The sequence below is a fragment of the Streptomyces sp. NPDC047841 genome (assembly GCF_040704085.1).
GTDB lineage: Bacteria > Actinomycetota > Actinomycetes > Streptomycetales > Streptomycetaceae > Streptomyces > Streptomyces argyrophylli.
Map to the genome: position 1 here is coordinate 236,726 of NZ_JBEYRP010000006.1, position 22,285 is coordinate 259,010.

The window sequence follows — 22,285 nt, forward strand, 5'->3', positions numbered from 1 at the left end:
CGGAGCCCTCGCTACGGTCGTCGCCACCGCCACTCCCGCATCGGCGCAGACGATCGTCCCGTGCAGTCCGAACGCCCTGTCCACCGCTGTCGCCGACGCCAACACCGCAGGGGGCGGAACCCTGGTGCTGGCGCCGGGCTGCACCTACGGGCTGTCCGCACCGTTGCCGGAGATCGACACCCCGATCATCATGGACGCCCGGCACACACCATCACCCGTGTGTCCACGGCCCGCTTCAGCATTCTGTCCGTGGGTCCCAGCGGCAACCTGATGCTCATGGACGCCACGATCACCAACGGTGACGCGCCGGACTTCGGCGGCGGCATCGCGAACCGCGGTCAGCTGACCGTGACGAACAGCGCCATCCGCAACAACCACGGCAACTTCTCCGGCGGCATCGGCGCCGGATTCGGGACCACCACCCACATCGTGGGAACCTCCATCATGGGCAACAGCGCCAACGTGAACGGCGGCGGCGTCGCCAACGACGGAAACATGACCATCTCCAACAGCCGCGTCATCGACAACACGGCCGGCGCCTCCGGAGGCGGCGTCCTCAACGCCGGCGGCAGCGTCGTCCTGACCTCCTCCCGGGTCAGGGGCAACCAGCCCACCAACTGCGCCGGCAGCGACATCCCCATCCCGAACTGCGCCGGCTGACCCAGCGAAGCGCTCGCCTGGTCCCGCGGACCCTGCGCTTCTCCTCCCCGGCTTCCTTCTCCTCGGCTTCCCGCTCCTCGCGCCGGGCGACCCCGGAAGCGCTCCGCAACGCGTGACTGCGGAGCGCCTGGCGGGGTTCAGCCGGCCATCTGCCCGTCGTACGTACCGCCCTCGGGAAACGGTTCGCACCCGTGTGCCCTATGGTCGGATACCGCGATGGCGAAGGGGGGTTCATCGATGGGCGACGGCAAGGTGCCCCGCAAGGTAGACCGCCGACAGGCAGCGTCGGTCTGGACGTGCCCCCCGGTGTGACGGCACGGTGAGGCGGGGGAGGAACGCGGCTTGAGATTCGTCGAGACCCACTGGGACGGCTCGGGATTCTTCCTGGACCCGTCCGCCTACGTGGCCGAGCTTCCTCGCCTGCGCGGCGTACTCCCGCCGGGCGCCTGGGCGTTCGCCTCCGACCCGGGGCATTACGACATTTCCCGCGCCGACCGGTGCGTCAAGGACTTGGAATTGGCCGCCGTCCGTCCGGCGACCGACAAGAGCGGGCGGCTGGAACTGGACTTCGCGCCCAACAGGTTCAAGCACGACTGCGGCCTGCGCGTCAGCTACTCGGGGGTGACGCACTTCTCCATCGATTATGCGCATGCCATCGACTGGATGCTGGTCGACACCGTGCTCCTCGACGAGATCCTCCCCGACGAGGACGGCGGCTGCGTGCACGAGATCGCGCTCACCGACGCGTCGATCACCGTGCGCTGCGAGGACCTGCACGCCGTGTGGGGGGACGCGAGCTGAGGGGGTGACCGGGATCGTCGCCGCCAGCCCAAGACCGGTCCCGGGAACCCTTGGCGAGTGCACAACCCTTCCGGCAGGAACCGCCTCCCGGGGTGAGGGCGGCGTCGATTCGGCAGCAGCGGACCGGCGACTTTCCGGGCCGTGCTCTCCTTCGGCCGCGAGACGGCGTTCCGGATACGGCACGCGCCCGCGTGTTCAGGCGGAGCCGGCGCCGGAACCGCCCGCCGATTGGCCGGCCGCGCGGCGGTACTCGGCGTTGATGCGCTGCGCTTCCTCGAGCTGGTCCTCGAGGATGACGATGCGGCACGCGGCCTCGATCGGGGTCCCCTTGTCGACGAGCTCGCGGGCGCGCGCGGCGATCCGCAGTTGGTAGCGGGAGTACCGGCGATGTCCTCCCTCCGAGCGGAGCGGAGTGATCAGACGAGCCTCACCGATGGCCCGGAGGAAGGCCGGGGTGGTGCCGAGCATCTCGGCCGCCCGGCCCATCGTGTACGCCGGGTAGTCGTCGTCGTCCAGTCGATCATTCAGAGGGTTGTCCGATGTCATGTCACCTCGCTCTGTAACGCGTCGAGGGGCCCTGGTGCCGTACGGCACCAGGGCCCCGAAGGAAATTGAACACCATCTGTCGGCCCTATTGCTGTGCCGACCTTCTATGTCCGCTACCCGGCCCGGCAGGGCGGAGCGGGGGATCGCAGCTGCGTGACCGAGGACCACCATCCAATCCGGGGCCTTGCGGTACCCGGCCGAGTCTCTCGGGCCGGGCGATCCTGGTGGTGTCTGCTCCTCCGTTCCTCTCGCTCCCACCGCTGAGTGAACCTGTACTGCTGTTGGCAGCTCCTGGACGTGCGAGCCGCCCAGTGCGGCTCCCAGCCCCGTCACCCGTTCTGGGAACACTCCGGCTTCGAGCCACGAGAGCCGCACTGACCTGCGTGTTTCGTATTCAGTCACCCGCCGGTTCGTGTCTGGCGGGTCTCGTTCGACCTTGTCAACGAGAAGAAGCGTACCCATACCGGCACCGAAAATCTACTCCGACAAGAGGAGATTTCACTCCCCCGGAGGAGAAGGAACCTTGCTGCCCTCGGTCCTCACGGGTTGGCGAAACCGCCCCCTGCCGAGCGCAAGCTCCTCAGTCCCGCGGGCGGTACGGGCACGGTGGACCGCATAAACTCTGCTGTCATGTCGAACCCTGATGAGCTGCTCGTCGCCATTTCCGCCGCGGTGGAGTCCGAGCGAAGCAATCAGATGTCGCTGACCGTGATCGTCGGCGGAGCCGTCATCACCGGCCGGCTGGCACCCGAGGCCGTGTGGAGGGAGCGGGTGGCGGAGGTCCTGAAGGACTCGGACCGCCTCGGCCCGTTCTCGGACGTCTTCGCCCGCGCTCCGCGAGAGAACCCTCCCGGCCGCGGCGAGGCGCCCACGCATCTGCACTTCCATCTCGCCCGGATAGTGCAGGGCAGCCTCGGGATCCCGGAGACGGGCGGCATGTACCGAGTGGCGATCGAGGACGTCAGCGCATGGACCGTAGGTGATCTCATCCACTTCGACCGGTGAGACGCTGACTCCGCCCCGTGGCCCGGCCGGCGGTTTCCGAGCGGGGCGGCGACACAGCGGTGGGGGCCCTGCCGACATGTGTCGGCAGGGCCCCCACCGGGATCCTGAGGGCGGTCTCCCGCCCGTCCTCACACGGCCACGGGGCCGGTGCCGCCGAGCAGTGCGGACGCGGTTCGGACACCGGTGGGTCCACCCACGGCCACGGGCGCGCCCTCGGGGCGGTCGTGGCAGGTGAAGCCGAGACGCGTCATGGCCCGCACGACTTCACCGGCGGTGAAGTCACGGGGGTCCTGTCGTGTGATGACCTGGCCCACCTGCTTGACCGGGTAGCGGCGGCGGCCGATGGTCACGGACGCACCCGTGACGATCTCGGGCCTGACGTCCTTCATGGAGGCCAGTACCCCGGTCCTGGTCAGGTCGAACGGGTACCGGGCGATGACACAGCGCATGATGCCTCACAGGAGAGAAGTCGCGGGGAGAAGGAGAACGGGCCGCCCGGGGCGTGACGGATCAGCGCGAGAGGGCGGGTACGCCCGATACCCGGCCGTACTCGCCGACGCCGGGCGAGGGCAGTGGTACGTCGAGAACGTCCCGCAGACGGATCCGGTCCGTGTACGCGGAACTGTTCCGGACAACGGCGAGTCCGCCCCGGGTGACCAGGCCCGTGCTCTCGTCGTCCCCGTCGCACACGGTCAGGTGCTCGACCCGGGCACCCGCCATGACGGCCAGAGCCACCTCGACGGTCATGTCGTCACATACCCGAGGGCCGTGCCCTTCGGTGTCCTCGACCGCGGTCACGGAAGCGGGGTCCGGCGTACGGTGCTGCGTCCGCGCTGGCGTCACGGGTGTCTCCTTCGGTCGGGGATGGTCGGCTTGGCTGTCCTGCGGCCCCTGCGGCCCCTGCGGCCCCTGCGGCCCCTGCGGCCCAGGGAGGCCACGGTGGCTTTCGGGAGGCCGGGGGCGCCGGGGACTGCGCCGGCCTAAGCCGCCGAGTCCTGCCCGGGCAGCCGCTGTGCCCGCCGGCGCGCCCCCTCGCCGACGGGTCGGCCCTGCCCGGTGCGGCCCCGGCGGCTGCGGGACGGCGAAGACCCGCGGCGGGGGCGTTCGGCGACGGGCGCGCTGATGACCACCGGCACACCGGAGGGCGTCTGGGCACCCGTGATGCGGCTCAGCTCCGCCTCGCCCGAGCGGACGGAGGTGATGTGCGGGGTGATGCCGGCCGAAGCCATCAGCCGGGTCATGCCGCGGCGCTGTCCGGGCGTCACGAGCGTGACGACGCTGCCGGACTCCCCGGCGCGGGCCGTACGGCCGCCACGGTGCAGATAGTCCTTGTGGTCGCTGGGCGGATCCACGTTGACGACCAGGTCGAGGCTGTCGACGTGGATGCCGCGGGCCGCGACGTTGGTGGCCACCAGGACGGTGACGTGACCGTCCTTGAACTGCGCCAGGGTCCGGGTGCGCTGCGGCTGGGACCGGCCCCCGTGCAGGGCCGCGGCGCGGACACCGCTGTTCAGCAGGTGCTTCGTCAGCCGGTCCACGGCGTGCTTGGTGTCCAGGAACATGATGACCCGGCCGTCGCGGGCCGCGATCTCGGTGGTCGTGCGGTGCTTGTCAGCGTCGTGCACGTGGAGCACGTGGTGCTCCATCGTGCTGACGGCACCGGCCGACGGGTCGACGGAGTGCACCACCGGGTCGGCCAGGTAGCGGCGGACCAGCAGGTCGACGTTGCGGTCCAGGGTGGCCGAGAACAGCAGTCGCTGACCCTCGGGACGCACCTGGTCGAGCAGGGCGGTGACCTGGGGCATGAAGCCCATGTCGGTCATCTGGTCGGCCTCGTCGAGGACGGTGGTGCCGACGGCGTCGAGCCGGCAGTCGCCCCGGTCGATGAGGTCCTTGAGCCGGCCGGGCGTCGCCACGACCACCTCCGCGCCGGCGCGCAGCGCCTGGGCCTGCCTGCCGAGGGACATCCCGCCGACGACGGTGGCGAGCCGCAGGCTCACGGAGCGGGCGTAGGGAGCGAGCGCGTCCGTGACCTGCTGGGCCAGCTCGCGGGTGGGGACGAGGATCAGGGCCAGTGGCCGGCGCGGCTCGGCGCGCTGGCCCGCCGTACGGGCGAGGACCGCCAGGCCGAAGGCGAGGGTCTTGCCCGACCCGGTGCGGCCGCGACCGAGTACGTCACGGCCGGCCAGGGCGTTCGGCAGGGTCGCCGCCTGGATGGGGAACGGCACGGTCACGCCTGCGTGGCCGAGCGTGGCCAGCAACGGCGCCGGCATGGCGAGATCGGCGAACGACTCGACCGCGGGCAACGCGGGCGTGACCGTCTTCGGCAGAGCGAACTCGCCGCGCGCCGGCTGTCGGTTTCCGTAACCGCCGGAGCGGCCCGCGGCGGTGCTTCCTCCGAAGCGGTCGTATGTGCGATCGGTGCGTGCGCGAGTGGTACGCGTGCGGTTCATGCGGAACCTTCCTCGATGCGGGCACGATCAAGGAATTTCCGCAGCAGAATGAGCGGCGCAGAGAATCGCGAGAACGGGCCGAAAATGACAGGGTCGAAACACCCTGAGAATGACGCGAGCTGGGGCCCGCACCCCAAGGTGCGGGCCCCAGCTGCGAAGTATGCGTCAGTGCCGGTGCGTCAGGCGGGAACGATGTTCTCGGCCGTCGGGCCCTTCTGGCCCTGCGCGATGTCGAACGACACCTTCTGGCCTTCCAGCAGCTCGCGGAAGCCCTGGGCGGCGATGTTCGAGTAGTGGGCGAAGACGTCGGCGCCGCCGCCGTCCTGCTCGATGAAGCCGAAGCCCTTTTCCGCGTTGAACCACTTCACAGTGCCAGTAGCCATGTTTTTTCTCCTTCGGAGACGGTGTCAGGAATACGCCTTGTGCGCGTTCCGTGTCGCCGTGATGATCAGCCGTCGGAAAAAACCTTCTGGCAACCACACCTGCAACTGATGACGACAGTAGCACGCTGCGATCGGCCTTGCACGGTCGATAATTGCGCTCCGCCTGGCGGTCGAGGAATACTCGCCGTACCTCGCGCCAATTTCTCATTTCACGAGCACAGATATTGCTCTCCACGGGCACGGCCTTCCTGTCGTGCACTTCCGTCCGCAACCCTGTGACCTCGCTCGACGGGCCATGTGCCGCGGCCACCGTCGCCAGCGGACGGCACGACGGCGAACGCGCCCGGAACTCCCATGCCGCAATAAAGGTCACATCCCCCGGGAGCACGTGGGAGGGCCGGGGCGAGTCGCGCGTTCGCACCGGCTCCCGAAGGCGGGGGGTCCTCGTGACCGGCTCTGATGCACCCCCTGATTCCCGGCATCTGCCGAGCGGCGTTCACGAGGCGGTCGGCCGGGATGTGCGCTCCTCCGGCTGGCGCCCTCATCGCACATCCGGGTCCCGTGACCCGCGTCGGGGCCGGACACCGCGGCCTGGGCTGGGCTCGCCACGCGGGTCGTCGTCGCCGGACGGGTGGTGCGCATCGACTCCTTCCCGGTGGGCGGGAGCCGTATGACCCGGGAGCCGTATGACTGATGCGCCGCACATCGACCGAGCCCGGTGAGGTCAGCCGCGCCACTCGACCATGAGCAGTGTCGCGTCATCCGTGGTGTGTCCGCCCCGCGCCCGCTTGAGCGTGTGGGACAGGGAGCGCGTCACCGCCCGGATGCCGCGGCCGGTTTTCTCCAGACGGTTCACGCAGTCGATCAGCTGGTCCTCCCCGAACTCCTCCCCGCCGGTCTGGTGCTCCTCGATCAGTCCGTCGGTGAAGCAGAGAACGCGGTCCCCGTGCTGAAGCCCCAGCTCGCTGATCCGCGGCTGCGGACCGCCGAGGCCGACCGGGAGGGTCGTCGGGGCGGCCAGGCGGCCCGCGACCCGGTGGTCACGGACGAGGATCGGCGCCGGGTGCCCCGCGTTGACCCACTGGACCCGTCCCGTCTCCGTGTCCAACTGCATCATCTGGGCGGTGACGAAGTGTTCGGGACCGAACTGCTCGGCCACGGCGTGGTCCATGAAGTCGTAGATCGCCGACAGTCCGACGCCGAGGCGGCGGGCGTGGCGGTAGGCGCCGATGGCCACGGTGGCCATCGTGGCCGCGTTCAGCCCGTGCCCCATCGCGTCGATCATGATCAGGTGGAGGACCTCCCCGTTGAGTGCGTAGTCGAAGCTGTCTCCGGCCACGTCATAGGCCGGTTCCAGGATCCCGGCCACGGCGACCCGAGGCATGATCATCGCCAGCGGCGGCAGCAGGGACCACTGGATCTCCGCGGCGACGCTCATCGCCTCACCGCGTCGGACACGGAAGAACAGGTCGGAATAGCCGTGCTTGGTCACCAGCAGGTCGGCCACCAGGCCGGAGATCCTCGACAACAGGCGGCGGGCGTCGTCATCGGCCCTGTCCAGGGTCACTGCCATGACCCCCACCTGGTCGCCGCCGTCCAGCAGCGGGAGATGAACCCGGAGGCCGTCCTCCTCCGGCAGCTCGACGAGGACCGCGTCGAGAAAGCAGCGGCCCGCCTCGGAGTCGTCGATCACCTGCGGTTCCCCGCCGGTGAGGCCCTCGGCGGCCAGCGGTACGAGCAGCAACTGACCGTAGTCCTGTAGCAGCACCTGCGGACGACGGCCCCCCAACCGCTCCATCACGTCGGCGACCAGCGGTCCGATGAGATGGGGAGGAAGCTCGTGCGCGCGATCGAGAACCGCTCCCAGCAACGCTTCCCCGAAGCTCTCGGAGCGGTCCGCGCGCCGTTCGGGTGTCATCCGCTCACCCGCAGTAACCCGCGTGTATCCGTTGTGGCGGGGCGGGACGACGAAGAGATGGCCCGTGCCATCGCTGCACCGGGGGAGGCCGACGACGGGGGCGGCCGCCGCCGGTCACATGGGCCCGACGCCATGATCGAAGTGGTCCGGACCCTCGCCGCCGAGGCGCACGCCATCACCGCGGAGTGCGGCACGGTGGGTCGCCGGGGGCTGCCGGCGATCCCACCCGACGAGCCGGCCGGAGCGGCCACCCGGCTGCCGGGCGCCGGCACCGAGCACGGGGCATCGGGCGAGGACGTGTTCCCCCCGGTGACGTGGGTGAAGGTGCCGACAGCCGGGTTCACAAGGCCGACCAGCGCGGGCAGTTCCAGTTCCAGCGCCTCGCAGCGCGGCCACCATGGGCCGTTCAGTGAACCGTGGTCGCCATCCGGCGTAACGCTCAGCCGGGGCAAGGGCGTTCGGAAGCCATGCGCGTCACGTGGTGACGTAGCATCGGCGGCGCTGCTGACGGCGTCCATCGTGCGCCCCGTCCCGGGCGGCCTGCGGCTGCCCGCGTCTGTCACTCGCCGGGAACGGCTCCGCCGTGGTCGCGCGGCCGAATAGCTCTCGGTACACATCAGCCTACTCCGGCCGTGGCAGACGGCGCGGCGTTCAACCGTCGTGCGGGCGGCAAGCTGCTCGGCCGTCCCGCCCGCCCACCCGTTGCCTGATCACCGGTCCGCCGGGGACGGCCTTTCCCCAGGCAGAATCAGCACGCACGGGGCGACTGAGCCGGGCAGCCCGACGATTCGTGCGCAGACGGTGAGTCTTTGGATGCTCTCCTGAGGACCCAAGGGAGCGGATCCTGCGGCGACGGCGTCACCGTCATCGACACCGACCTGACCACGGTCAACTCCTGCGACGCCAAGGGCCTGGACGTCTCCCCTCGGGGCGTCCCGGCGGGCCGGCCGGGTGCACGTCTCCCTGCGGCTGCACCGCCCGTGCGCACAGATCAACCAGCTCTTCTCCGCCACCGTGAGTGTCCGCTCCCCTCGCTTCCCCCGGTGCTGGATGAGCATCCGGCGGAGGTCGGCGCCGCCGGAGCGGCAGACGGGGCGGCGGCCGATGTCATCCACAGAGGAGGCCACGGCCACGATCTCGTTGTTCGGGCGCACTGGGCCTCGTACGACGCACACGACGGCCGGGAGCGCGCCCCACCGCTTCTCGTGAACCTGATGCGCGCCACCGGCCGTCGTTCATGCCCGGGTGTAGCCGCCGTCGGCGAAGAGTTCGGCGCCGGTGATGAACGACGAGGCGTCCGAAGCCAGGAAGAGGGCGGCCTCGGCGATTTCCTCGGGGTCGGCCAGCCGTCCCAGTGGCACGACGGCCTCGGCGAACCGGTCGACGTCCGGCCCCGCGGCGCCGAGCAGGGCAGGGGTCCGCGTGGGTCCCGGGCTGAGCACGTTCACCCGGAACCGGCGCTCTCGCGACTGCCGGGCCCAGTTGTGCACGAGGTTGCTCACCGCTGCCTTCGAGGCGCTGTAGACCTCGAGTTGCTCGTTGGGCCGCACGCTGTTGCTGGAGCCGACGACCAGGACGGAGGCGTTCTCCGCCAGCAGCGGAAGCGCCTTCTGAACGGTGAACAGGGGGCCCTTGACGTTGACGGCGAGCGTCAGGTCGACGTTCGCCTCGGTGTGGGCGCCGAGTGCGGCGTCCGCGGCGATTCCCGCGTTGGCCACCAGCACGTCGATGCGGCCGGCCTCCTCGCGGACGCGCGTGTAGAGCGCGTCCAGGTCTGCCAGGACCGAGACGTCGGATCGTACGCCGGTGGCCGCGGGGCCTAGCTCCTTGACTGCCGCGTCGAGGCGGTCGGTGTCCCGGCCGGTCACGAAGACCCGTGCGCCTTCCCGGACGAAGCGGTGGGCGATGGCCAGCCCGATCCCGCTGGTCCCTCCGGTGATCACGGCCACCTTCTCCTGCAGCACGCCTGGCATGTCGAACCCCTTCGGTTGTGGAACGGATCGTCCATAACGTAGGCAGTAATGGACGATCGAGTCAAGAATGGATATGCTGAGACCATGCCGAGACCACGCGCATTCGACGAACGCCAAGTCCTGGATCGGGCCCGGGAACAGTTCTGGGCGACCGGCTACGCGGGAACCCGGATGGACGACATCGCCCAGGCGACCGGCCTGGGCAAGGGCAGCCTGTACGGCGCGTTCGGCGACAAGAGCAAGCTGTTCCACCGTGTGTTCGGCGACTGGTGCACCGCGGTCGTCGATGTGGCCGAAGGGCGACTGGCAGGCGGCCCGGACGCGGAGGCCCTGGCCCGGCTGTCGGAATACGTGCACCTGATGGCGGAGAACACCGCCGCCGACACCGAGCGCCGCGGGTGCCTGTTGGCCAAGGGCGCGGCGGAACTGGCCCAGCACGATCCGACGGTCGCCGGACGGTCGGCCGAGACCATGACGGCACTGCTGGGCCTGCTGCGGACGGAGATCAGCGCCGCCCAGCGCCACGGCGACATCGACAGCGCCGCGGACCCGGAGCGGTTGGCGGCACTGCTGCTGACGGTGGTCCGCGGTATCGAGGCGGTGGGCAAGGCCGGCCTTGACCCGGAGACGGTGCGGAACGTCGCAGACACCGCGCTGGCGGCCCTGCCCAGGCCCGAGGGGCGGAAACACCGCGCGCCCGGGCGCAGTCCGGCCCGCGAGAACTGACAGAAGGTCGGCGAGAAGTACGGGCACAGGCGACCGCGGCCTTTCCCCGTGACGTATCCACCGGCTGACCCTCGACCGGTCTGCGACGATGCCTGGTGCCCGCGCTCTCCGGCCAGGTTGTTGATCTGCCGCGCCGTCTCGCTGTTGTTCCCCCTCGCCTCGGCAAGGGCGAGCGCGAGGGCGTGGTCGGGGGACTTCACCGGGCGCCCTCCCAGCCGGTGTGCCACGGGTGAGCCGTGTGGTCGTGTTGCGAACGTGTCCGCAACAGTGCAGGTCGTAGACGGTTTGCGGCGCCAGAAGGGACGGTTGCCGTGCGCCCCGCAACCGGGGTGCAGGGGTTCCTGGTTGAGGCGGCAAGGGCCGCCTCGAAGGAGGCTGTTCCATGAGGAAACGGCAGTTCCCAGTGTCACGCCGGACCTGTGGGCCGACGGAGGCCGGCCGGTCGATCTGAGCCGACTGCACTGCGTCGGCGCCGGCGGGGCGGCATGCCCCCGGTGGCTCCGGTGTGCGCCGGGCGGGGGTTCACCGTGTCCGGCAGCGACGTGCGGGCGTCGGAGGCACTGAAGGCGCTGGCGCGCCTGGACGTGCGGGTGCATACCAGGCATGCGGCCGGGAATGTGCCGACGGACGCGACCGCCGTCGTCTTCACCCACGCCATCGGTCCGGACGACCCGGAGATCCCGGCGGCGCGAGCCCTGAACGTGCCGGTCGTGCACCGATCGGCGGTCCTGAACGCGCTGATGGCAGAGAAGAACAGGTCGATCGCCGTCATGGGGACACACGGCAGGTCGAGCACCGCGGGGACGCTGGCCTTCGTGCTGGCCCGCGCCGGGCAGGAATCGGTGCGGACCTCGACGTGCTGGGCAGCGGCGGTCACACCGGGCGCGGTGACTACTTCGTCGCGGAGGTGGATGAGTCGGACCGTTCGCACGTCGGGTGGGCATGAATGTGGCGTCGTCACGAACATCGCGCACGACCACCCGGAGAACTACGCCGGGGAGAAGGATGTCGTCGACGCCTTCGAGGACTGCCTCGCGCTTGGCCTGCGCGGAGGCGGCACGCTGGTGCTCGGCGTCGACTCGTCGGGCGGGCGGGAACTCGCCGCCCGGATGGTCACGGCGGAGGACGGACCGCGGGTCGTGACCTTAGGCGTATCGCCGTCCGCGGACTGGCGGCTGACCAACGTCTCCACTGGGAGTGGGCGCAGCAGCGCGGTCCTCGTCGGGTCGGGCGGTGTGGAGTACGACCTCGCGCTGCGCACCGAGAACGTGCACCAGCTTCTGAATGCGGCTGCCGCGATCACCACCCTGCACACCCCCGGGCCGGGACTGCGGCGGCGGGGGAGGAACTGCGGTACTTCGACGGCGGGGTGCGGCGCGTGACGCCTGCCTTCTAGGCGGCCGGGGTCCGGGTGCACGACTCGTTCGCCCACCACCCCGACGAGGTCCGCGCGGACCTCGCGGCGGTGCGCTCCCTGGCTGGGGAGCAGGGCCGGGTGACCACGGTGTTCCAGCCGTCCGGTCGCACCCGGCTGACGGCGACACCTTGGGAACTGCGGCACAGCTTCGTCTCGCTGCTCTCCGACCGGGGCGTCCCCCTGGAGGAGATCTCTCGGCTCGTCGGGCACTCCGGGACGGCTGTGACCGAGGATGCCTACCGGAAGCAGATCCGGCCCGTGATCCAGACCGGGGCGACCGCAATGAACGAGATATTTCGGGGCGGGCAGGTGAATCGATCGTGGTCGGGGCCACGTTCTGCCCCGGCCGCGACCTGTTGTGTTCATCTCCAGTCAGGGGTTACCGAGATGATGCCCTGTATCTCAGCAGGAAACCAGTTACCCCTGTCGCTACTGATAGAGTCGCGGGGAGAATGGCCCATAGGTTTTGGGAAACAGTGAGGATTACTCCCATAGCGGCGGTTGCCAGCACACTGACCACTAATGCACCGCGTGTCCCGGGCGTTTCCTGTTGAATTCTCTGTACCTGGTTGGTCAGGTATTCGTCGGTCACTCTTTCGGCCTCGGCGCTAGCGATGTAGTACGTACTCGCAGGAGTCAGGCTCTGCTGTACGGATTCTTCGTCGTATGAGTCTTCATTTCGACGCCCAGGAGTCCGGAAGTCGGGGTCACCGGGATCATCGTCGGGCCGGATAGGGCTACGCCTTCGCGCGGCGGCCATCGCCCCTACCTCCTTAGATCTCAGATCAAGCCGGCGGCCAGCGTGTCTGCATACAGCAGCACTTGTCGAACTTCACGCTGAGAAAAGTCCTTATCCCCAGAGTTCCACGTGTCATGACTTGCGTCAACGGCAAGCACCCCTAGCGCAGTTGAGTCGGCCACCACGCGTACTAGAACAAGTGCCTGGTCTGGGTCGGTGGGAGTGGGGCGACGCAAGGGACTTCTCGTGGCTGCTCGATGGAAGACGCTTCCGCTGTTAACGACAGCTCGGAAGGCACTGTGCCCGTGATCTCCAGGAGATATTTTTTCTGCGGCCCCTAGAGGTCTTTCCGCTGTAAGGATGAAGTCTCCGGTGGAAGCATCCCAACGATAGAAGGCTGCGTGCGCGCCCGAATGTATCTCCGATGTGGCGAAGACGATGGATTGATCTAATCGTCCTCGTGCGGCCGCAATTTCTGTAGGACTTGCCCCGCCCGATAGGCCGCTGATTCTGGCCACATGTCGAACGCTTAGAGTGATGCCTGAGAGGAGTTGCTCTTGGCTGCGCCCAACCTCGCGAGTCAGTTCGAGTGTTCGTCTTTGCACCAACTCGGTCTTTCTGCTCTCATACCTAGCGTTCATAACGGGGATAGCAGTCGACAGAACGCCGATTGCAATGAGCCGCCATTTCCATGAGCCGTGGGCGTCTCCGGCAAGTGTGCCAGTAATGAACGCCCCGACGGCTCCAGCCGCTGATAGGCCGAAGAGCGTCCACTCTATAAATTTCTCCCGACCTGGAGTCACCCCACCCCCCGTGCGTTGACTGTGTGAATTCGCTGCCAAGGCGACAGTGATGGCCAGCTGAGCTTTGGCCTCTTGTGCCGAGCATCTACTTCAGCATGTCTTGCGGTGCCGCGTGGGCAGATCCGTCAACTCTGCTCTACCGGTCGGAGGCGTAGCGATCACGCGGCACTGGTGAGTCGGAATCGATCGAGCACGCGGTGCGCTGAGGCTCGTTCAGTCGGGCGCTCGGCGCTCCTCGACGTCGAAGCGTGACGCTCGTGCTCATCGGGGGTCGCGCAGATAGTCACGCAAACGGGTCAGGGGCCCCACCCACTAAGCGGATCGAGCCCCTGACCTGGTACTACGGCGTCGGGGTGGCGGGATTTGAACCCACGACCTCTTCGTCCCGAACGAAGCGCGCTGCCAAGCTGCGCTACACCCCGGTGTCGCTGCTTCCCGCGGCGACGTCGTTTACTTTAGCCCACCGGTGGCTGTAGACGAAATCCGGTTTCAGGCGGGGTGGCGGACCGGGGTCGGGCGGGCGTGGTCGAGGGCCACCAGGAGGACGGCCAGGGCGTAGATCGCGAGGCCGATGAGGAGGGCGTTGGCCAGGGTGCTGCGGTAGCCGTGGGTCGCCACGTCCAGGAAGGGATAGAGGTACCGGGACGGGTCGGCCGGTGGCAGGAACGCGGGCCTCGTGAGGGAGAAGACCAGATAGGCCAGGGGGTAGAGGAGCCAGGCCGCGGCCTGGCGCAGGTGCAGGCGGCCCGCGGGGGTCAGGAGGAGCCAGTCCAGCAGGGCCGCCACCGGGACCACGAGGTGGAGGACCTGGAGCGCTGCCCACTGGGCGTGCCAGCGCTCCGGGGGTGCCGTCGCCCCGGTCATGGAGAACGGGGGCGTCGTGTGGGCCAGGAGCAGGTGGTAGACCAGGGCCGAGGTCACGACGTAGAGGAGCGTGGCGCCTGTCACGGCCGACGGGAGCGGGCGGCGGGCTCTCCAGGCCCTCGACGCGGACAGGAGCATCACCACGGTCAGCAGGATGCCGGCCTGGACGCTGAAGTAGCTCAGGATGTCGGCCGGGGGGCCCAGCAGCAGTTCCAGCGCGACGCCGGCGGCCGCCGCCACGGCGGTCACCAGGCGGAACACCGCGGCCCGGGGGCGGCGGACCGGGGCCACCACCGCCGTGGCCGGGACCGGGGCGGGCAGCAGCACGGGCGGGGCCGGGACCGCGGGCAGGTCCGGGATCTCCCTGGGTATCGGGGCGGTCATGCCCTCACGCTAGGAGCGGGGGAGGGGGGCGGCCATGTGGACTCGTCCGTATGGGGGAGGGCGGGGAAGGTACGGGGGAGAGTGGGGAGAGGCTGGGCCGGGCGAGGGACCCCTTCGCGTGGGCGCCGGCAGGCTCGGGCCTCTGTCGCTCGGTGCCCCCGCGGCCTTATCCCTCCCTCTTACTCACTCCTCCCCGCCCATCAGTCCCCGCCCATCACACGCCCCAGCCCCCACCTCCCTTACTCCCTCCCCACCAACGTCAGCAGCGTCGCCTCCGGTGGGCAGGCGAAGCGGACCGGGGTGTAGCGGCTGGTGCCGCAGCCCGCCGAGACGTGGAGGTAGGAGGTGTGGCCCTCCGCCGTGTGCGTGGAGAGGCCCTTCACACGGTCCGTGTCCAGGTCGCAGTTGGTGACCAGGGCGCCGTAGAAGGGGATGCACAGCTGGCCGCCGTGGGTGTGGCCGGCCAGGATCAGGGGGTAGGCGTCCGCCGTGAACGCGTCCAGGACCCGCAGGTAGGGCGCGTGGACCACGCCGAGCGAGAAGTCGTACGAGCCGGAGGGGCCGCCGGCCACCTGGGCGTAGCGGTCGCGCTTGATGTGCGGGTCGTCCAGGCCCGTCAGCTCGATCGAGACGCCCTCGACCTTCAGGACGCCTCGCGTGTTCGTCAGGTTCAGCCAGCCCGCCTCGTCGAAGCCGTCCCGCAGGTCCTGCCACGGGTTGTGGATCGCGCCGACCACCGGCGGGTTGCCGTTCAGGCCGTGCCGGCCGCTGGTCTTCTCCAGCAGGTAGCGGGCGGGGTTGCGGGGCCTGGGGCCGTAGTAGTCGTTGGAGCCGAAGACGTACGCGCCCGGGAACTCCATCAGCGGGCCCAGGGCGTCCATGACCTCGGGGACGCCCTCGGGGTCCGACAGGTTGTCGCCCGTGTTGATCACGAAGTCGGGCCGCAGCCCGGCCAGCGACTGCAGCCAGCGCTGCTTCTTGCGCTGCCCGCTCACCATGTGGATGTCGGAGACCTGCAGTACGCGCAGCGGGCGCATGCCCGGGGGCAGGACGGGGACGGTGACCCGTCGGAGGCGGAAGGAACGGGCCTCGAAGCCCGCCGCATAGACCAGGCCGGCGGCGCCGGCCGCCACGATTCCCAGGGGGATTCCGTATCGCGCGCGCATGTGCCCATCGTGTCAGACGCGTTGGCGGTGGTGAGACCCGCCGCCCGGTAAATCGGCGGGCGTGCCGGGCGGTGCACCTGCGACAATCGGGCCATGACCACCACGCTCAAGTCGAAGCTGCACGACGACCTCAACGCCGCGATCAAGGAGCGCGACGAGCTCCGCTCCTCGACCCTCCGGCTGACGCTCTCCGCGATCACCAAGGAGGAGGTCGCGGGGAAGGAGAAGCGTGAGCTCTCCGACGACGAGGTGCTGAAGGTGATCACCCGCGAGGCCAAGAAGCGCCGTGAGGCCGCCGAGGCCTTCGCGCAGGGCGGCCGTCCGGAGCAGGCCGAGCGGGAGAAGGCGGAGGGCGAGGTGCTCGCCGGGTACCTGCCCAAGCAGCTGTCCGACGAGGAGCTGGACGCGATCGTCGCCGAGGCCGTCGAGGAGGCGAAGGCGGCCGGTGCCGAGGGGCCGCGGGCCATGGGCGCCGTCATGAAGATCGTGAACCCGAAGGTGGCCGGCCAGGCCGAGGGCGGCCGGGTCGCCGCCGCGGTGAAGAAGCTCCTTCAGGGCTGAGCGACCACCTCGTACGTCAGGGCAGCACGGCGTACGTCAGCGGGGCCGCACCCGGGTGACGGGTGCGGCCCCGCTGACGTGAGGCGACGGCGGTTACCTCCGCCCGCCCCCGCCCCCGCCCCCGTGCCCGTGGCCGTTGTTCCCGCCGTTCACCTGGCCCTGGATGAAGTTGCCGGGGAGGGAGATGGTCGGGGTCGGGAACGTGCCGCCGAGGGTGCCGCCGGTCGCGTCACCCGTGGTGCCGTCCGTCGCTCCCCCGTCCGTCGGGCCGCCGGTCGGTCCGCCGGTCAGCCGTCCCGTCGTGTCCCCGTTGTTGCCGTCCTCCGTCCCCCCGTCGCCTTTTCCCGGATCATCACCCTCGTGGGTGTCGTCGGGGATGTCGACCAGGTGGAAGTCCTCGACGGGCTTGTTCTCCAGCGCGCCGCTCATCATGTCGCGCCAGATCGGGCCCGGGACCTCACCGCCGTAGACCTTGTCGTGCGGGACGCCGCCGATGGTGATGTTGGTCATCTTCCGCCTGTGCTGGGGGTCGCCGACCCAGACCGCGCCCGCCATGTTCGGGGTGTAGCCGACGAACCAGGCCGCGAAGCGCTCGTCCGTCGTACCGGTCTTGCCCGCGCTCGGGCGGCTGCCGAGACCGGCCTCCTGACCCGTGCCGTCCTCGACCACGCCCTTCAGCAGGGTGCTGACCGTGTCGGCGGTCTGCTCCGACATCGCTCGCGAGCAGGTCGACTTCGGCACCGGCAGGGACTTCCGCTCGCTGCCGGCCTTCTTGGTGACCGACTCGATGGCGATCGGGGTGCAGTACATCCCGCGCGAGGCGAAGGTGGCGTACGCGTTCGCCATCGTCAGCGGGGACATCTCCTGGGTGCCGAGCGCGATGGAGGGGGCCTGCTGGATGTTGCGGCCGTCGGCGCGCTGCACGCCCATCTTCTTGGCCATGTCGATGACCGGGCAGATGCCGATGTCGCTGATCAGCTGCACGTAGTAGGTGTTGACCGACTTGGCGGTCGCCTCCTTCATGCCGTACGGGCCGTGCTCGGACTCGTTCTCGTTGGTCAGCTTGGTGGGCTTGTTCGGGTCGTCGTGCCAGGTCTTGCCGTCGCACGCGGAGACCGGGCTCGGGTACGTCATCTCGTACGGCGACGAGTACTCCTGCGTCGGAGGCTTGCCGCCCTCGATGGCCGCCGCGGCGACGATCGGCTTGAACGTGGAGCCGGGCTGGTAGCCGGCGCCGCCGCCCATGCCCCCGTTGACGGACAGGTTGATCGTCGTCTCGTCGTTCTTGACGTTGACGCCGTACGGGCGGGACTGGCCCATGGCGAGGATCTTGCCGGTGCCGGGCTCGACGATGGTCGCGGCGGTCGCCACGGCGTCGCTCTTGTAGACGTGGTCCTTGATGGAGGCCTGCGCGGACTGCTGGGCCTGCGGGTCGAGCGTCGTACGGATCGTCAGGCCGCCCCGGTTCCAGAGCTTGGCCCGGGCCTCCTTGCTCTTGCCGAAGACCGGGTCGGTGAGGACGACCTGGCGGACGTAGTCACAGAAGAAGCCGGCGCCCTTCACCGCGGTGATGCAGCCGTTCTTGGGGCGGCTGGTGTGCAGGCCGAGCGGCTTCTCCTTGGCCTGGTCGGCCTCCTTCTGGGAGATGTCGCCGAGCTCCGCCATGCGCTGGAGGACGGTGTTGCGCCGCTTGGTGGCCTCCGCCTCGTCGTTCACCGGGTCGTAGCGGCTCGGGGACTGCACGATGCCGGCCAGCAGGGCCGACTCCTGGAGGTTGAGGTCCTTGGCGTGCTTGGAGAAGTAGCGCTGGGAGGCGGCCTCGACGCCGTAGGCCTGCTCGCCGAAGAAGGTGATGTTCAGGTAGTTCTCGAGGATCTTCTTCTTGCCGAGCTTGTCCTCGATCTGGATCGCGTACTTCAGCTCGCGGATCTTGCGGCCCAGGGTCTGCTGGGTGGCCTCGGCGACCTTCGTCGGGTCGTCGCCGGCCTCCTCGATGAAGTAGTTCTTCACCAGCTGCTGGGTGAGCGTGGAGGCGCCCTGGGCGACCCCGCCCTCCTGCGCGTTCTTGTTCAGGGCACGCAGCACGCCCTTGAGGTCTACGGCGCCGTGCTGGTAGAAGCGCGAGTCCTCGATCGCGACGATCGCCTTCTGCATGTACGGCGAGATGTCCTTGAGGTCGACCACCGTACGGTCGCGGGAGTAGACGGTCGCGATCTGTTTGCCCTGGTTGTCCAGGATCGTCGTGCGCTGGCTCAGCTGGGGGCTCTTCAGATTGGCCGGGATCTCGTCGAAGCCCTGGACCGAGCCCTTGGCCGCGAGGCCGAGCGCGCCGGCAGCGGGCAGCGCGATGCCCGCCATCACGGCTCCGGCGAGCACACTGACACCGAGGAACTTGGCGGCCTGCTGCATGGGCGACAGACCGCCGCCCGGGCGCTTCTTTGGCATGGGGGCAGCCTAATCCGTACTGTTGAGCGTTCCTAAGGAGCGACCGCGTCACGGCACGGCAAAGCGGAGGGGGCCGGCGTTCTCATTCGCCGGACACATGCCCAGGCCTTGGCCTAAGCTGCTCTCAACTGTCACAGCTGAGCGGTCATGCGGCTATACGTCCGGCGAACCCGAATCGTTACGGACGGGGCCCGGACTTCCCAGGGACGGCTCGTTCCCTGAGGAGGGCGAGCCCGATTCCGCCTCGTGTGTCACCTGGCGCCCGATGTGACGCACCACCACTGTCCCGCTTTGCCGGGATGGTCACGCATGTCGCCAGCTCACTCCCGCGGGTGATCTGCCGCTTACCCATAGTCCGTTCGGACCATTCAAGATTGGGCCCGCAGGGGGTGTTGCGCTGTCCCCACCTTCCGTAACGTCCTCAACTGGCGGCGGTGAATATGCCGCTGCCGCCGTGGGGGAGCCTCGATTCGGGAGAGGACGGCGCCGGTATGGGCTGGGTAACCGACTGGAGTGCGCAGGCTGCCTGCCGCACTACCGATCCGGATGAACTGTTCGTTCAGGGAGCAGCGCAGAACAGGGCCAAGGCGGTGTGCACCGGATGCCCGGTACGCACGGAGTGCCTGGCGGACGCGCTGGACAACCGCGTCGAGTTCGGCGTGTGGGGAGGCATGACGGAGCGCGAGCGCCGCGCACTGCTGCGCCGGCGGCCCACCGTGACCTCCTGGCGGAGACTGCTGGAGACCGCCCGCTCGGAGTACGAGCGGGGCGCGGGCATCGTGCCCCTCGAGAACGACGAGGTGTACGAGAACTACGCGGCGGTGAGCTGAGGGCACCCTCCGGGGCGCGCTCCTTGAGCACATCACGGGCACCTGGTCCGGTGACGGGCACCTGGCCCGGTACCGCTTCGGCAGCCGTCCGCCCGCGTCTTCCGCGCGCGTGCGCGGAGCCTGGCGCGTGTGACGGCGCGTGACTGCCGTTCCTGTGGTCCGCCGCGCCCTGTGATGGGCGGCATCCGGTGGTGAGCGGCCTCCTGTCTGCCGCGCCTGGTCCACCGCGTGCTGGTCTGCCGCGCCTGGTCTACCGCGTCCTGTGGTCCGGCCACCTGCCCCCTGGTTCGCGTGCGTTCGGCTTACGTGTGGTCCGGCCGCCCCGCCGCCAGGCGGTCACCGATGTCGCGCAGGCCCACGAGGTCGTGGACGTCACCGGGCAGCGCCGGTACCTCCGCCACCGCCACCTCGGGGTGACGGGCGGTGAAGCGGTCACGCGTGCGCTGCTCGCGCGAGAGCAGCTGCATGCGGTCGGCGTGCAGCCTCAGCAGTCCCGCCGTGAGCCGGTCGACAGAGCGCTCCGTGTCGGCGGGGGAGCCTTCCTCGGAAGCGGCGGCATCGGGAGTTCGTGAACTGCCGTATGTGTCGGGAGAGTTACGAAGTCCAGCTTTCCCGTCCCCCTGATCGACAATGCGGGGGTCCTCAAGATTTTCCGCGGCGGCGAGCGCCCGCTCGGCCGACAGTCCCCCGGCGCCGCTGCCGTGGACCCGGTTGAGCACCAGGCCCATCAGAGGCATGTCCTCCGCGGCCAGCCGCTGCACGAAGTACGCGGCCTCGCGCAGGGCGTCCCGCTCCGGCGCCGCCACCACCAGGAACGCCGTGCCGGGCGCCTGGAGCAGCTTGTAGGTGGCGTCCGCGCGTGTGCGGAAGCCTCCGAAGGTGGTGTCCATCGCGGCCACGAACGTCTGCACGTCCTTCAGCAGCTGACCGCCCAGCAGCTTGCCCAGCGTGCCGGTCATCATCGACATGCCGACGTTGAGGAAGGCCATCCCCGCGCGGCCGCCCAGCTTGGCCGGGGCGGTCAGCAGCCGGATGAGCCGGCCGTCCAGGAAGGAGCCCAGCCGCTTGGGCGCGTCCAGGAAGTCCAGCGCCGAGCGGGAGGGCGGGGTGTCGACCACGATCAGGTCCCACTCGTCCTTCGCCCGCAGCTGGCCCAGCTTCTCCATCGCCATGTACTCCTGCGTGCCCGCGAAGCCCGCCGAGAGCGACTGGTAGAAGGGGTTCGCCAGGATCGCGGCGGCCCGCTCCCGGTCCGCGTGCGCCTCCACGACCTCGTCGAAGGTGCGCTTCATGTCGAGCATCATGGCGTGCAGCTCGCCGTCGCCCTCCGTGCCCTTCACCCTGCGCGGCACGTTGTCGAGGGAGTCGATGCCCATCGACTGGGCCAGTCGCTTGGCCGGGTCGATGGTCAGCACGACCACCTTGCGGCCCCGCTCGGCCGCGCGGAGCCCGAGGGCGGCCGCGGTCGTCGTCTTGCCGACCCCGCCCGCGCCGCAGCACACCACGATCCGCGTCCGCGGGTCGTCGAGCAGCGGATCGACGTCCAGCACGCGCGCGGGGGAGAGCCGCGGGCGTGCCGCGTCCTGGTGGGGGGCGGCGTCCTGCGCGCCGGCCGGGTCCGCACTCATGACAACCCCTGCTTCCGCAGCTCGGTGGCGAGTTCGTACAGGCCCGCGAGGTCCATGCCCTCGGCGAGCAGCGGCAGTTCGTGCAGCGGCAGGTCCAGCTCGCCGAGGACCGCGCGCTGCTCCTGCTCCAGCGCGTACCGCTCGGCGTACTCCGCGGCCTGCTCCAGCAGCGGGTCCACCAGCTTCTCGGCGTTCCCGCCGCGCCGGGCCCCGCCCAGACCGGCCGCCGAGAGCGCCTGTGCGACCGATGAACGCTCCACGGTCCGTACGAGTTCCAGATCGGCCGCGTCCAACACCTCCGGCCGGACCATGTTCACGATGACCCGGCCCACCGGCAGCCGTGCCGCGCGGAGCTCGACGATGCCGTCGGCGGTCTCCTGGACCGGCATCTCCTCCAGCAGGGTCACCAGGTGCACGGCCGTCTCCGGTGACTTCAGCACCCGCATGACGGCCTGCGCCTGATTGTGTATCGGGCCGATCTTCGCGAGGCCCGCCACCTCGTCGTTGACGTTCAGGAAGCGGGTGATGCGGCCGGTCGGCGGGGCGTCCATGACGACGTAGTCGTAGGCGAACCTCCCCGACCTGTCCTTGCGGCGCACCGCCTCGCACGCCTTGCCGGTCAGCAGGACGTCCCTGAGACCGGGCGCGATGGTGGTGGCGAAATCGATCGCGCCCAGCTTCTTCAGCGCCCGGCCCGCGCCGCCGAGCTTGTAGAACATCTGGAGATAGTCCAAAAGGGCCAGTTCCGGATCGATGGCGAGGGCATACACCTCCCCGCCGCCCGGAGCGACCGCGATCTTCCGCTCCTCGTACGGAAGTGCCTCCGTCTCGAAGAGCTGCGCGATGCCCTGCCGGCCCTCGACCTCCACGAGGAGCGTGCGCTTCCCCTCGGTGGCGAGGGCCAGCGCGAGTGCGGCGGCGACCGTCGTCTTTCCGGTCCCGCCCTTGCCGCTGACGACCTGGAGCCTGCTCACATCTTCGAG

At 69.7% G+C, this 22,285-nt stretch carries 20 protein-coding genes, 1 tRNA gene and 1 pseudogene; 8 read left to right on the top strand and 14 right to left on the bottom strand.

Annotated features, from left to right (window positions below):
- Window positions 1-219: 219 nt before the first annotated feature.
- Complete coding sequence (locus AB0947_RS11725; RefSeq protein WP_366750172.1) at window positions 220-660, top strand: hypothetical protein; 441 nt, start codon at window positions 220-222, stop codon at window positions 658-660.
- 342 nt (window positions 661-1,002) lie between these two features.
- Window positions 1,003-1,461 carry a hypothetical protein gene (locus tag AB0947_RS11730; protein ID WP_366750173.1) on the top strand — a complete coding sequence of 153 codons (459 nt, stop codon included), beginning with the start codon at window positions 1,003-1,005 and terminating at the stop codon, window positions 1,459-1,461.
- 195 nt (window positions 1,462-1,656) lie between these two features.
- On the opposite strand, the gene AB0947_RS11735 is transcribed toward AB0947_RS11730, so the two are convergent.
- Window positions 1,657-2,007 (bottom strand): MerR family transcriptional regulator, encoded by a 351-nt coding sequence (locus AB0947_RS11735; RefSeq protein ID WP_366750174.1) that lies wholly within the window; start codon window positions 2,005-2,007, stop codon window positions 1,657-1,659.
- Window positions 2,008-2,637: 630 nt separating this feature from the next.
- Between AB0947_RS11735 and AB0947_RS11740 the strand changes: the two genes are divergently transcribed.
- Window positions 2,638-3,012 (top strand): hypothetical protein, encoded by a 375-nt coding sequence (locus AB0947_RS11740; protein ID WP_366750175.1) that lies wholly within the window; start codon window positions 2,638-2,640, stop codon window positions 3,010-3,012.
- A gap of 128 nt (window positions 3,013-3,140) precedes the next feature.
- On the opposite strand, the gene AB0947_RS11745 is transcribed toward AB0947_RS11740, so the two are convergent.
- From AB0947_RS11745 to AB0947_RS11775, 7 genes are all read right to left on the bottom strand, one after another.
- On the bottom strand, window positions 3,141-3,461 hold the full coding sequence (locus AB0947_RS11745) for an SCO5918 family protein (protein WP_366750176.1): 321 nt from the start codon (window positions 3,459-3,461) through the stop codon (window positions 3,141-3,143).
- A 61-nt stretch (window positions 3,462-3,522) separates the two neighbouring features.
- Window positions 3,523-3,759: a CBS domain-containing protein gene (locus AB0947_RS11750; RefSeq protein ID WP_366750306.1), complete on the bottom strand. Its 237-nt coding sequence runs from the start codon at window positions 3,757-3,759 to the stop codon at window positions 3,523-3,525.
- A 233-nt stretch (window positions 3,760-3,992) separates the two neighbouring features.
- Entirely contained in the window at window positions 3,993-5,465 is a 1,473-nt protein-coding gene (locus tag AB0947_RS11755; protein ID WP_366750177.1) for a DEAD/DEAH box helicase, read from the bottom strand.
- Window positions 5,466-5,644: 179 nt separating this feature from the next.
- Window positions 5,645-5,848 carry a cold-shock protein gene (locus tag AB0947_RS11760; protein WP_004986771.1) on the bottom strand — a complete coding sequence of 68 codons (204 nt, stop codon included), beginning with the start codon at window positions 5,846-5,848 and terminating at the stop codon, window positions 5,645-5,647.
- 724 nt (window positions 5,849-6,572) lie between these two features.
- Window positions 6,573-7,766 carry a GAF domain-containing SpoIIE family protein phosphatase gene (locus AB0947_RS11765; protein WP_366750178.1) on the bottom strand — a complete coding sequence of 398 codons (1,194 nt, stop codon included), beginning with the start codon at window positions 7,764-7,766 and terminating at the stop codon, window positions 6,573-6,575.
- A complete protein-coding gene (locus AB0947_RS11770) occupies window positions 7,763-8,383 on the bottom strand; it encodes a DUF5994 family protein (protein WP_366750180.1) in 621 nt (206 codons plus the stop codon). The genes AB0947_RS11765 and AB0947_RS11770 overlap by 4 nt, the downstream gene beginning before the upstream one ends.
- 618 nt (window positions 8,384-9,001) lie before the next feature.
- Entirely contained in the window at window positions 9,002-9,739 is a 738-nt protein-coding gene (locus tag AB0947_RS11775) for an SDR family oxidoreductase (RefSeq protein ID WP_366750182.1), read from the bottom strand.
- Between the two features lie 84 nt (window positions 9,740-9,823).
- On the opposite strand from AB0947_RS11775, the gene AB0947_RS11780 reads away from it, so the two are divergent.
- From AB0947_RS11780 to AB0947_RS11790, 3 genes and pseudogenes are all read left to right on the top strand, one after another.
- Window positions 9,824-10,465 (top strand): TetR/AcrR family transcriptional regulator, encoded by a 642-nt coding sequence (locus tag AB0947_RS11780; RefSeq protein ID WP_366750184.1) that lies wholly within the window; start codon window positions 9,824-9,826, stop codon window positions 10,463-10,465.
- Between the two features lie 485 nt (window positions 10,466-10,950).
- Complete coding sequence (locus AB0947_RS11785; RefSeq protein ID WP_366750185.1) at window positions 10,951-11,847, top strand: Mur ligase domain-containing protein; 897 nt, start codon at window positions 10,951-10,953, stop codon at window positions 11,845-11,847.
- A 158-nt stretch (window positions 11,848-12,005) separates the two neighbouring features.
- Window positions 12,006-12,179 (top strand): annotated as a pseudogene (locus AB0947_RS11790) (site-specific integrase); the annotation flags it as partial.
- 1,593 nt (window positions 12,180-13,772) lie between these two features.
- On the opposite strand, the gene AB0947_RS11795 reads toward AB0947_RS11790, so the two are convergent.
- The 3 genes from AB0947_RS11795 to AB0947_RS11805 all read right to left on the bottom strand — a co-directional run bounded on the left by AB0947_RS11795 (window position 13,773) and on the right by AB0947_RS11805 (window position 15,838).
- Window positions 13,773-13,846 (bottom strand) — tRNA-Pro (locus AB0947_RS11795).
- Window positions 13,847-13,913: 67 nt separating this feature from the next.
- On the bottom strand, window positions 13,914-14,672 hold the full coding sequence (locus AB0947_RS11800) for a Pr6Pr family membrane protein (protein WP_366750186.1): 759 nt from the start codon (window positions 14,670-14,672) through the stop codon (window positions 13,914-13,916).
- A 239-nt stretch (window positions 14,673-14,911) separates the two neighbouring features.
- On the bottom strand, window positions 14,912-15,838 hold the full coding sequence (locus AB0947_RS11805) for a metallophosphoesterase (protein WP_366750187.1): 927 nt from the start codon (window positions 15,836-15,838) through the stop codon (window positions 14,912-14,914).
- Window positions 15,839-15,931: 93 nt separating this feature from the next.
- Between AB0947_RS11805 and AB0947_RS11810 the strand changes: the two genes are divergently transcribed.
- On the top strand, window positions 15,932-16,399 hold the full coding sequence (locus AB0947_RS11810; RefSeq protein WP_366750188.1) for a GatB/YqeY domain-containing protein: 468 nt from the start codon (window positions 15,932-15,934) through the stop codon (window positions 16,397-16,399).
- Between the two features lie 93 nt (window positions 16,400-16,492).
- Here AB0947_RS11810 and AB0947_RS11815 read toward each other — a convergent pair whose 3' ends face one another.
- Entirely contained in the window at window positions 16,493-18,844 is a 2,352-nt protein-coding gene (locus tag AB0947_RS11815) for a transglycosylase domain-containing protein (protein WP_366750189.1), read from the bottom strand.
- Window positions 18,845-19,335: 491 nt separating this feature from the next.
- Here AB0947_RS11815 and wblA point away from each other — a divergent pair, with 491 nt between their 5' ends.
- Window positions 19,336-19,674 carry a transcriptional regulator WblA gene (wblA, locus tag AB0947_RS11820; RefSeq protein WP_366750190.1) on the top strand — a complete coding sequence of 113 codons (339 nt, stop codon included), beginning with the start codon at window positions 19,336-19,338 and terminating at the stop codon, window positions 19,672-19,674.
- A 302-nt stretch (window positions 19,675-19,976) separates the two neighbouring features.
- On the opposite strand, the gene AB0947_RS11825 is transcribed toward wblA, so the two are convergent.
- Together AB0947_RS11825 and AB0947_RS11830 are read right to left on the bottom strand one after the other, a co-directional pair.
- The gene (locus tag AB0947_RS11825) at window positions 19,977-21,302 is read right to left on the bottom strand and encodes an ArsA family ATPase (RefSeq protein WP_366750191.1); all 1,326 of its coding nucleotides are present in this window, start codon (window positions 21,300-21,302) and stop codon (window positions 19,977-19,979) included.
- Window positions 21,299-22,276, bottom strand: a complete 978-nt coding sequence (locus AB0947_RS11830; RefSeq protein ID WP_366750193.1) for an ArsA-related P-loop ATPase — start codon at window positions 22,274-22,276, stop codon at window positions 21,299-21,301. The genes AB0947_RS11825 and AB0947_RS11830 overlap by 4 nt, the downstream gene beginning before the upstream one ends.
- Window positions 22,277-22,285 lie beyond the last annotated feature (9 nt).

Excerpts from the sequence above, each read along its gene's own strand:
- AB0947_RS11745 (WP_366750176.1), bottom strand. The coding sequence starts at position 3,461 with ATGCGCTGTGTCATCGCCCGGTACCCGTTCGACCTGACCAGGACCGGG.
- AB0947_RS11750 (WP_366750306.1), bottom strand. The coding sequence starts at position 3,759 with ATGACCGTCGAGGTGGCTCTGGCCGTCATGGCGGGTGCCCGGGTCGAG.
- AB0947_RS11800 (WP_366750186.1), bottom strand. The coding sequence starts at position 14,672 with ATGACCGCCCCGATACCCAGGGAGATCCCGGACCTGCCCGCGGTCCCG.
- AB0947_RS11825 (WP_366750191.1), bottom strand. The coding sequence starts at position 21,302 with ATGAGTGCGGACCCGGCCGGCGCGCAGGACGCCGCCCCCCACCAGGAC.
- AB0947_RS11755 (WP_366750177.1), bottom strand. The coding sequence starts at position 5,465 with ATGAACCGCACGCGTACCACTCGCGCACGCACCGATCGCACATACGAC.
- AB0947_RS11765 (WP_366750178.1), bottom strand. The coding sequence starts at position 7,766 with ATGACACCCGAACGGCGCGCGGACCGCTCCGAGAGCTTCGGGGAAGCG.
- AB0947_RS11760 (WP_004986771.1), bottom strand. The coding sequence starts at position 5,848 with ATGGCTACTGGCACTGTGAAGTGGTTCAACGCGGAAAAGGGCTTCGGC.
- AB0947_RS11735 (WP_366750174.1), bottom strand. The coding sequence starts at position 2,007 with ATGACATCGGACAACCCTCTGAATGATCGACTGGACGACGACGACTAC.
- wblA (WP_366750190.1), top strand. The coding sequence starts at position 19,336 with ATGGGCTGGGTAACCGACTGGAGTGCGCAGGCTGCCTGCCGCACTACC.
- AB0947_RS11780 (WP_366750184.1), top strand. The coding sequence starts at position 9,824 with ATGCCGAGACCACGCGCATTCGACGAACGCCAAGTCCTGGATCGGGCC.
- AB0947_RS11785 (WP_366750185.1), top strand. The coding sequence starts at position 10,951 with ATGCCCCCGGTGGCTCCGGTGTGCGCCGGGCGGGGGTTCACCGTGTCC.
- AB0947_RS11805 (WP_366750187.1), bottom strand. The coding sequence starts at position 15,838 with ATGCGCGCGCGATACGGAATCCCCCTGGGAATCGTGGCGGCCGGCGCC.
- AB0947_RS11740 (WP_366750175.1), top strand. The coding sequence starts at position 2,638 with ATGTCGAACCCTGATGAGCTGCTCGTCGCCATTTCCGCCGCGGTGGAG.
- AB0947_RS11815 (WP_366750189.1), bottom strand. The coding sequence starts at position 18,844 with ATGCCAAAGAAGCGCCCGGGCGGCGGTCTGTCGCCCATGCAGCAGGCC.
- AB0947_RS11810 (WP_366750188.1), top strand. The coding sequence starts at position 15,932 with ATGACCACCACGCTCAAGTCGAAGCTGCACGACGACCTCAACGCCGCG.
- AB0947_RS11770 (WP_366750180.1), bottom strand. The coding sequence starts at position 8,383 with ATGTGTACCGAGAGCTATTCGGCCGCGCGACCACGGCGGAGCCGTTCC.
- AB0947_RS11775 (WP_366750182.1), bottom strand. The coding sequence starts at position 9,739 with ATGCCAGGCGTGCTGCAGGAGAAGGTGGCCGTGATCACCGGAGGGACC.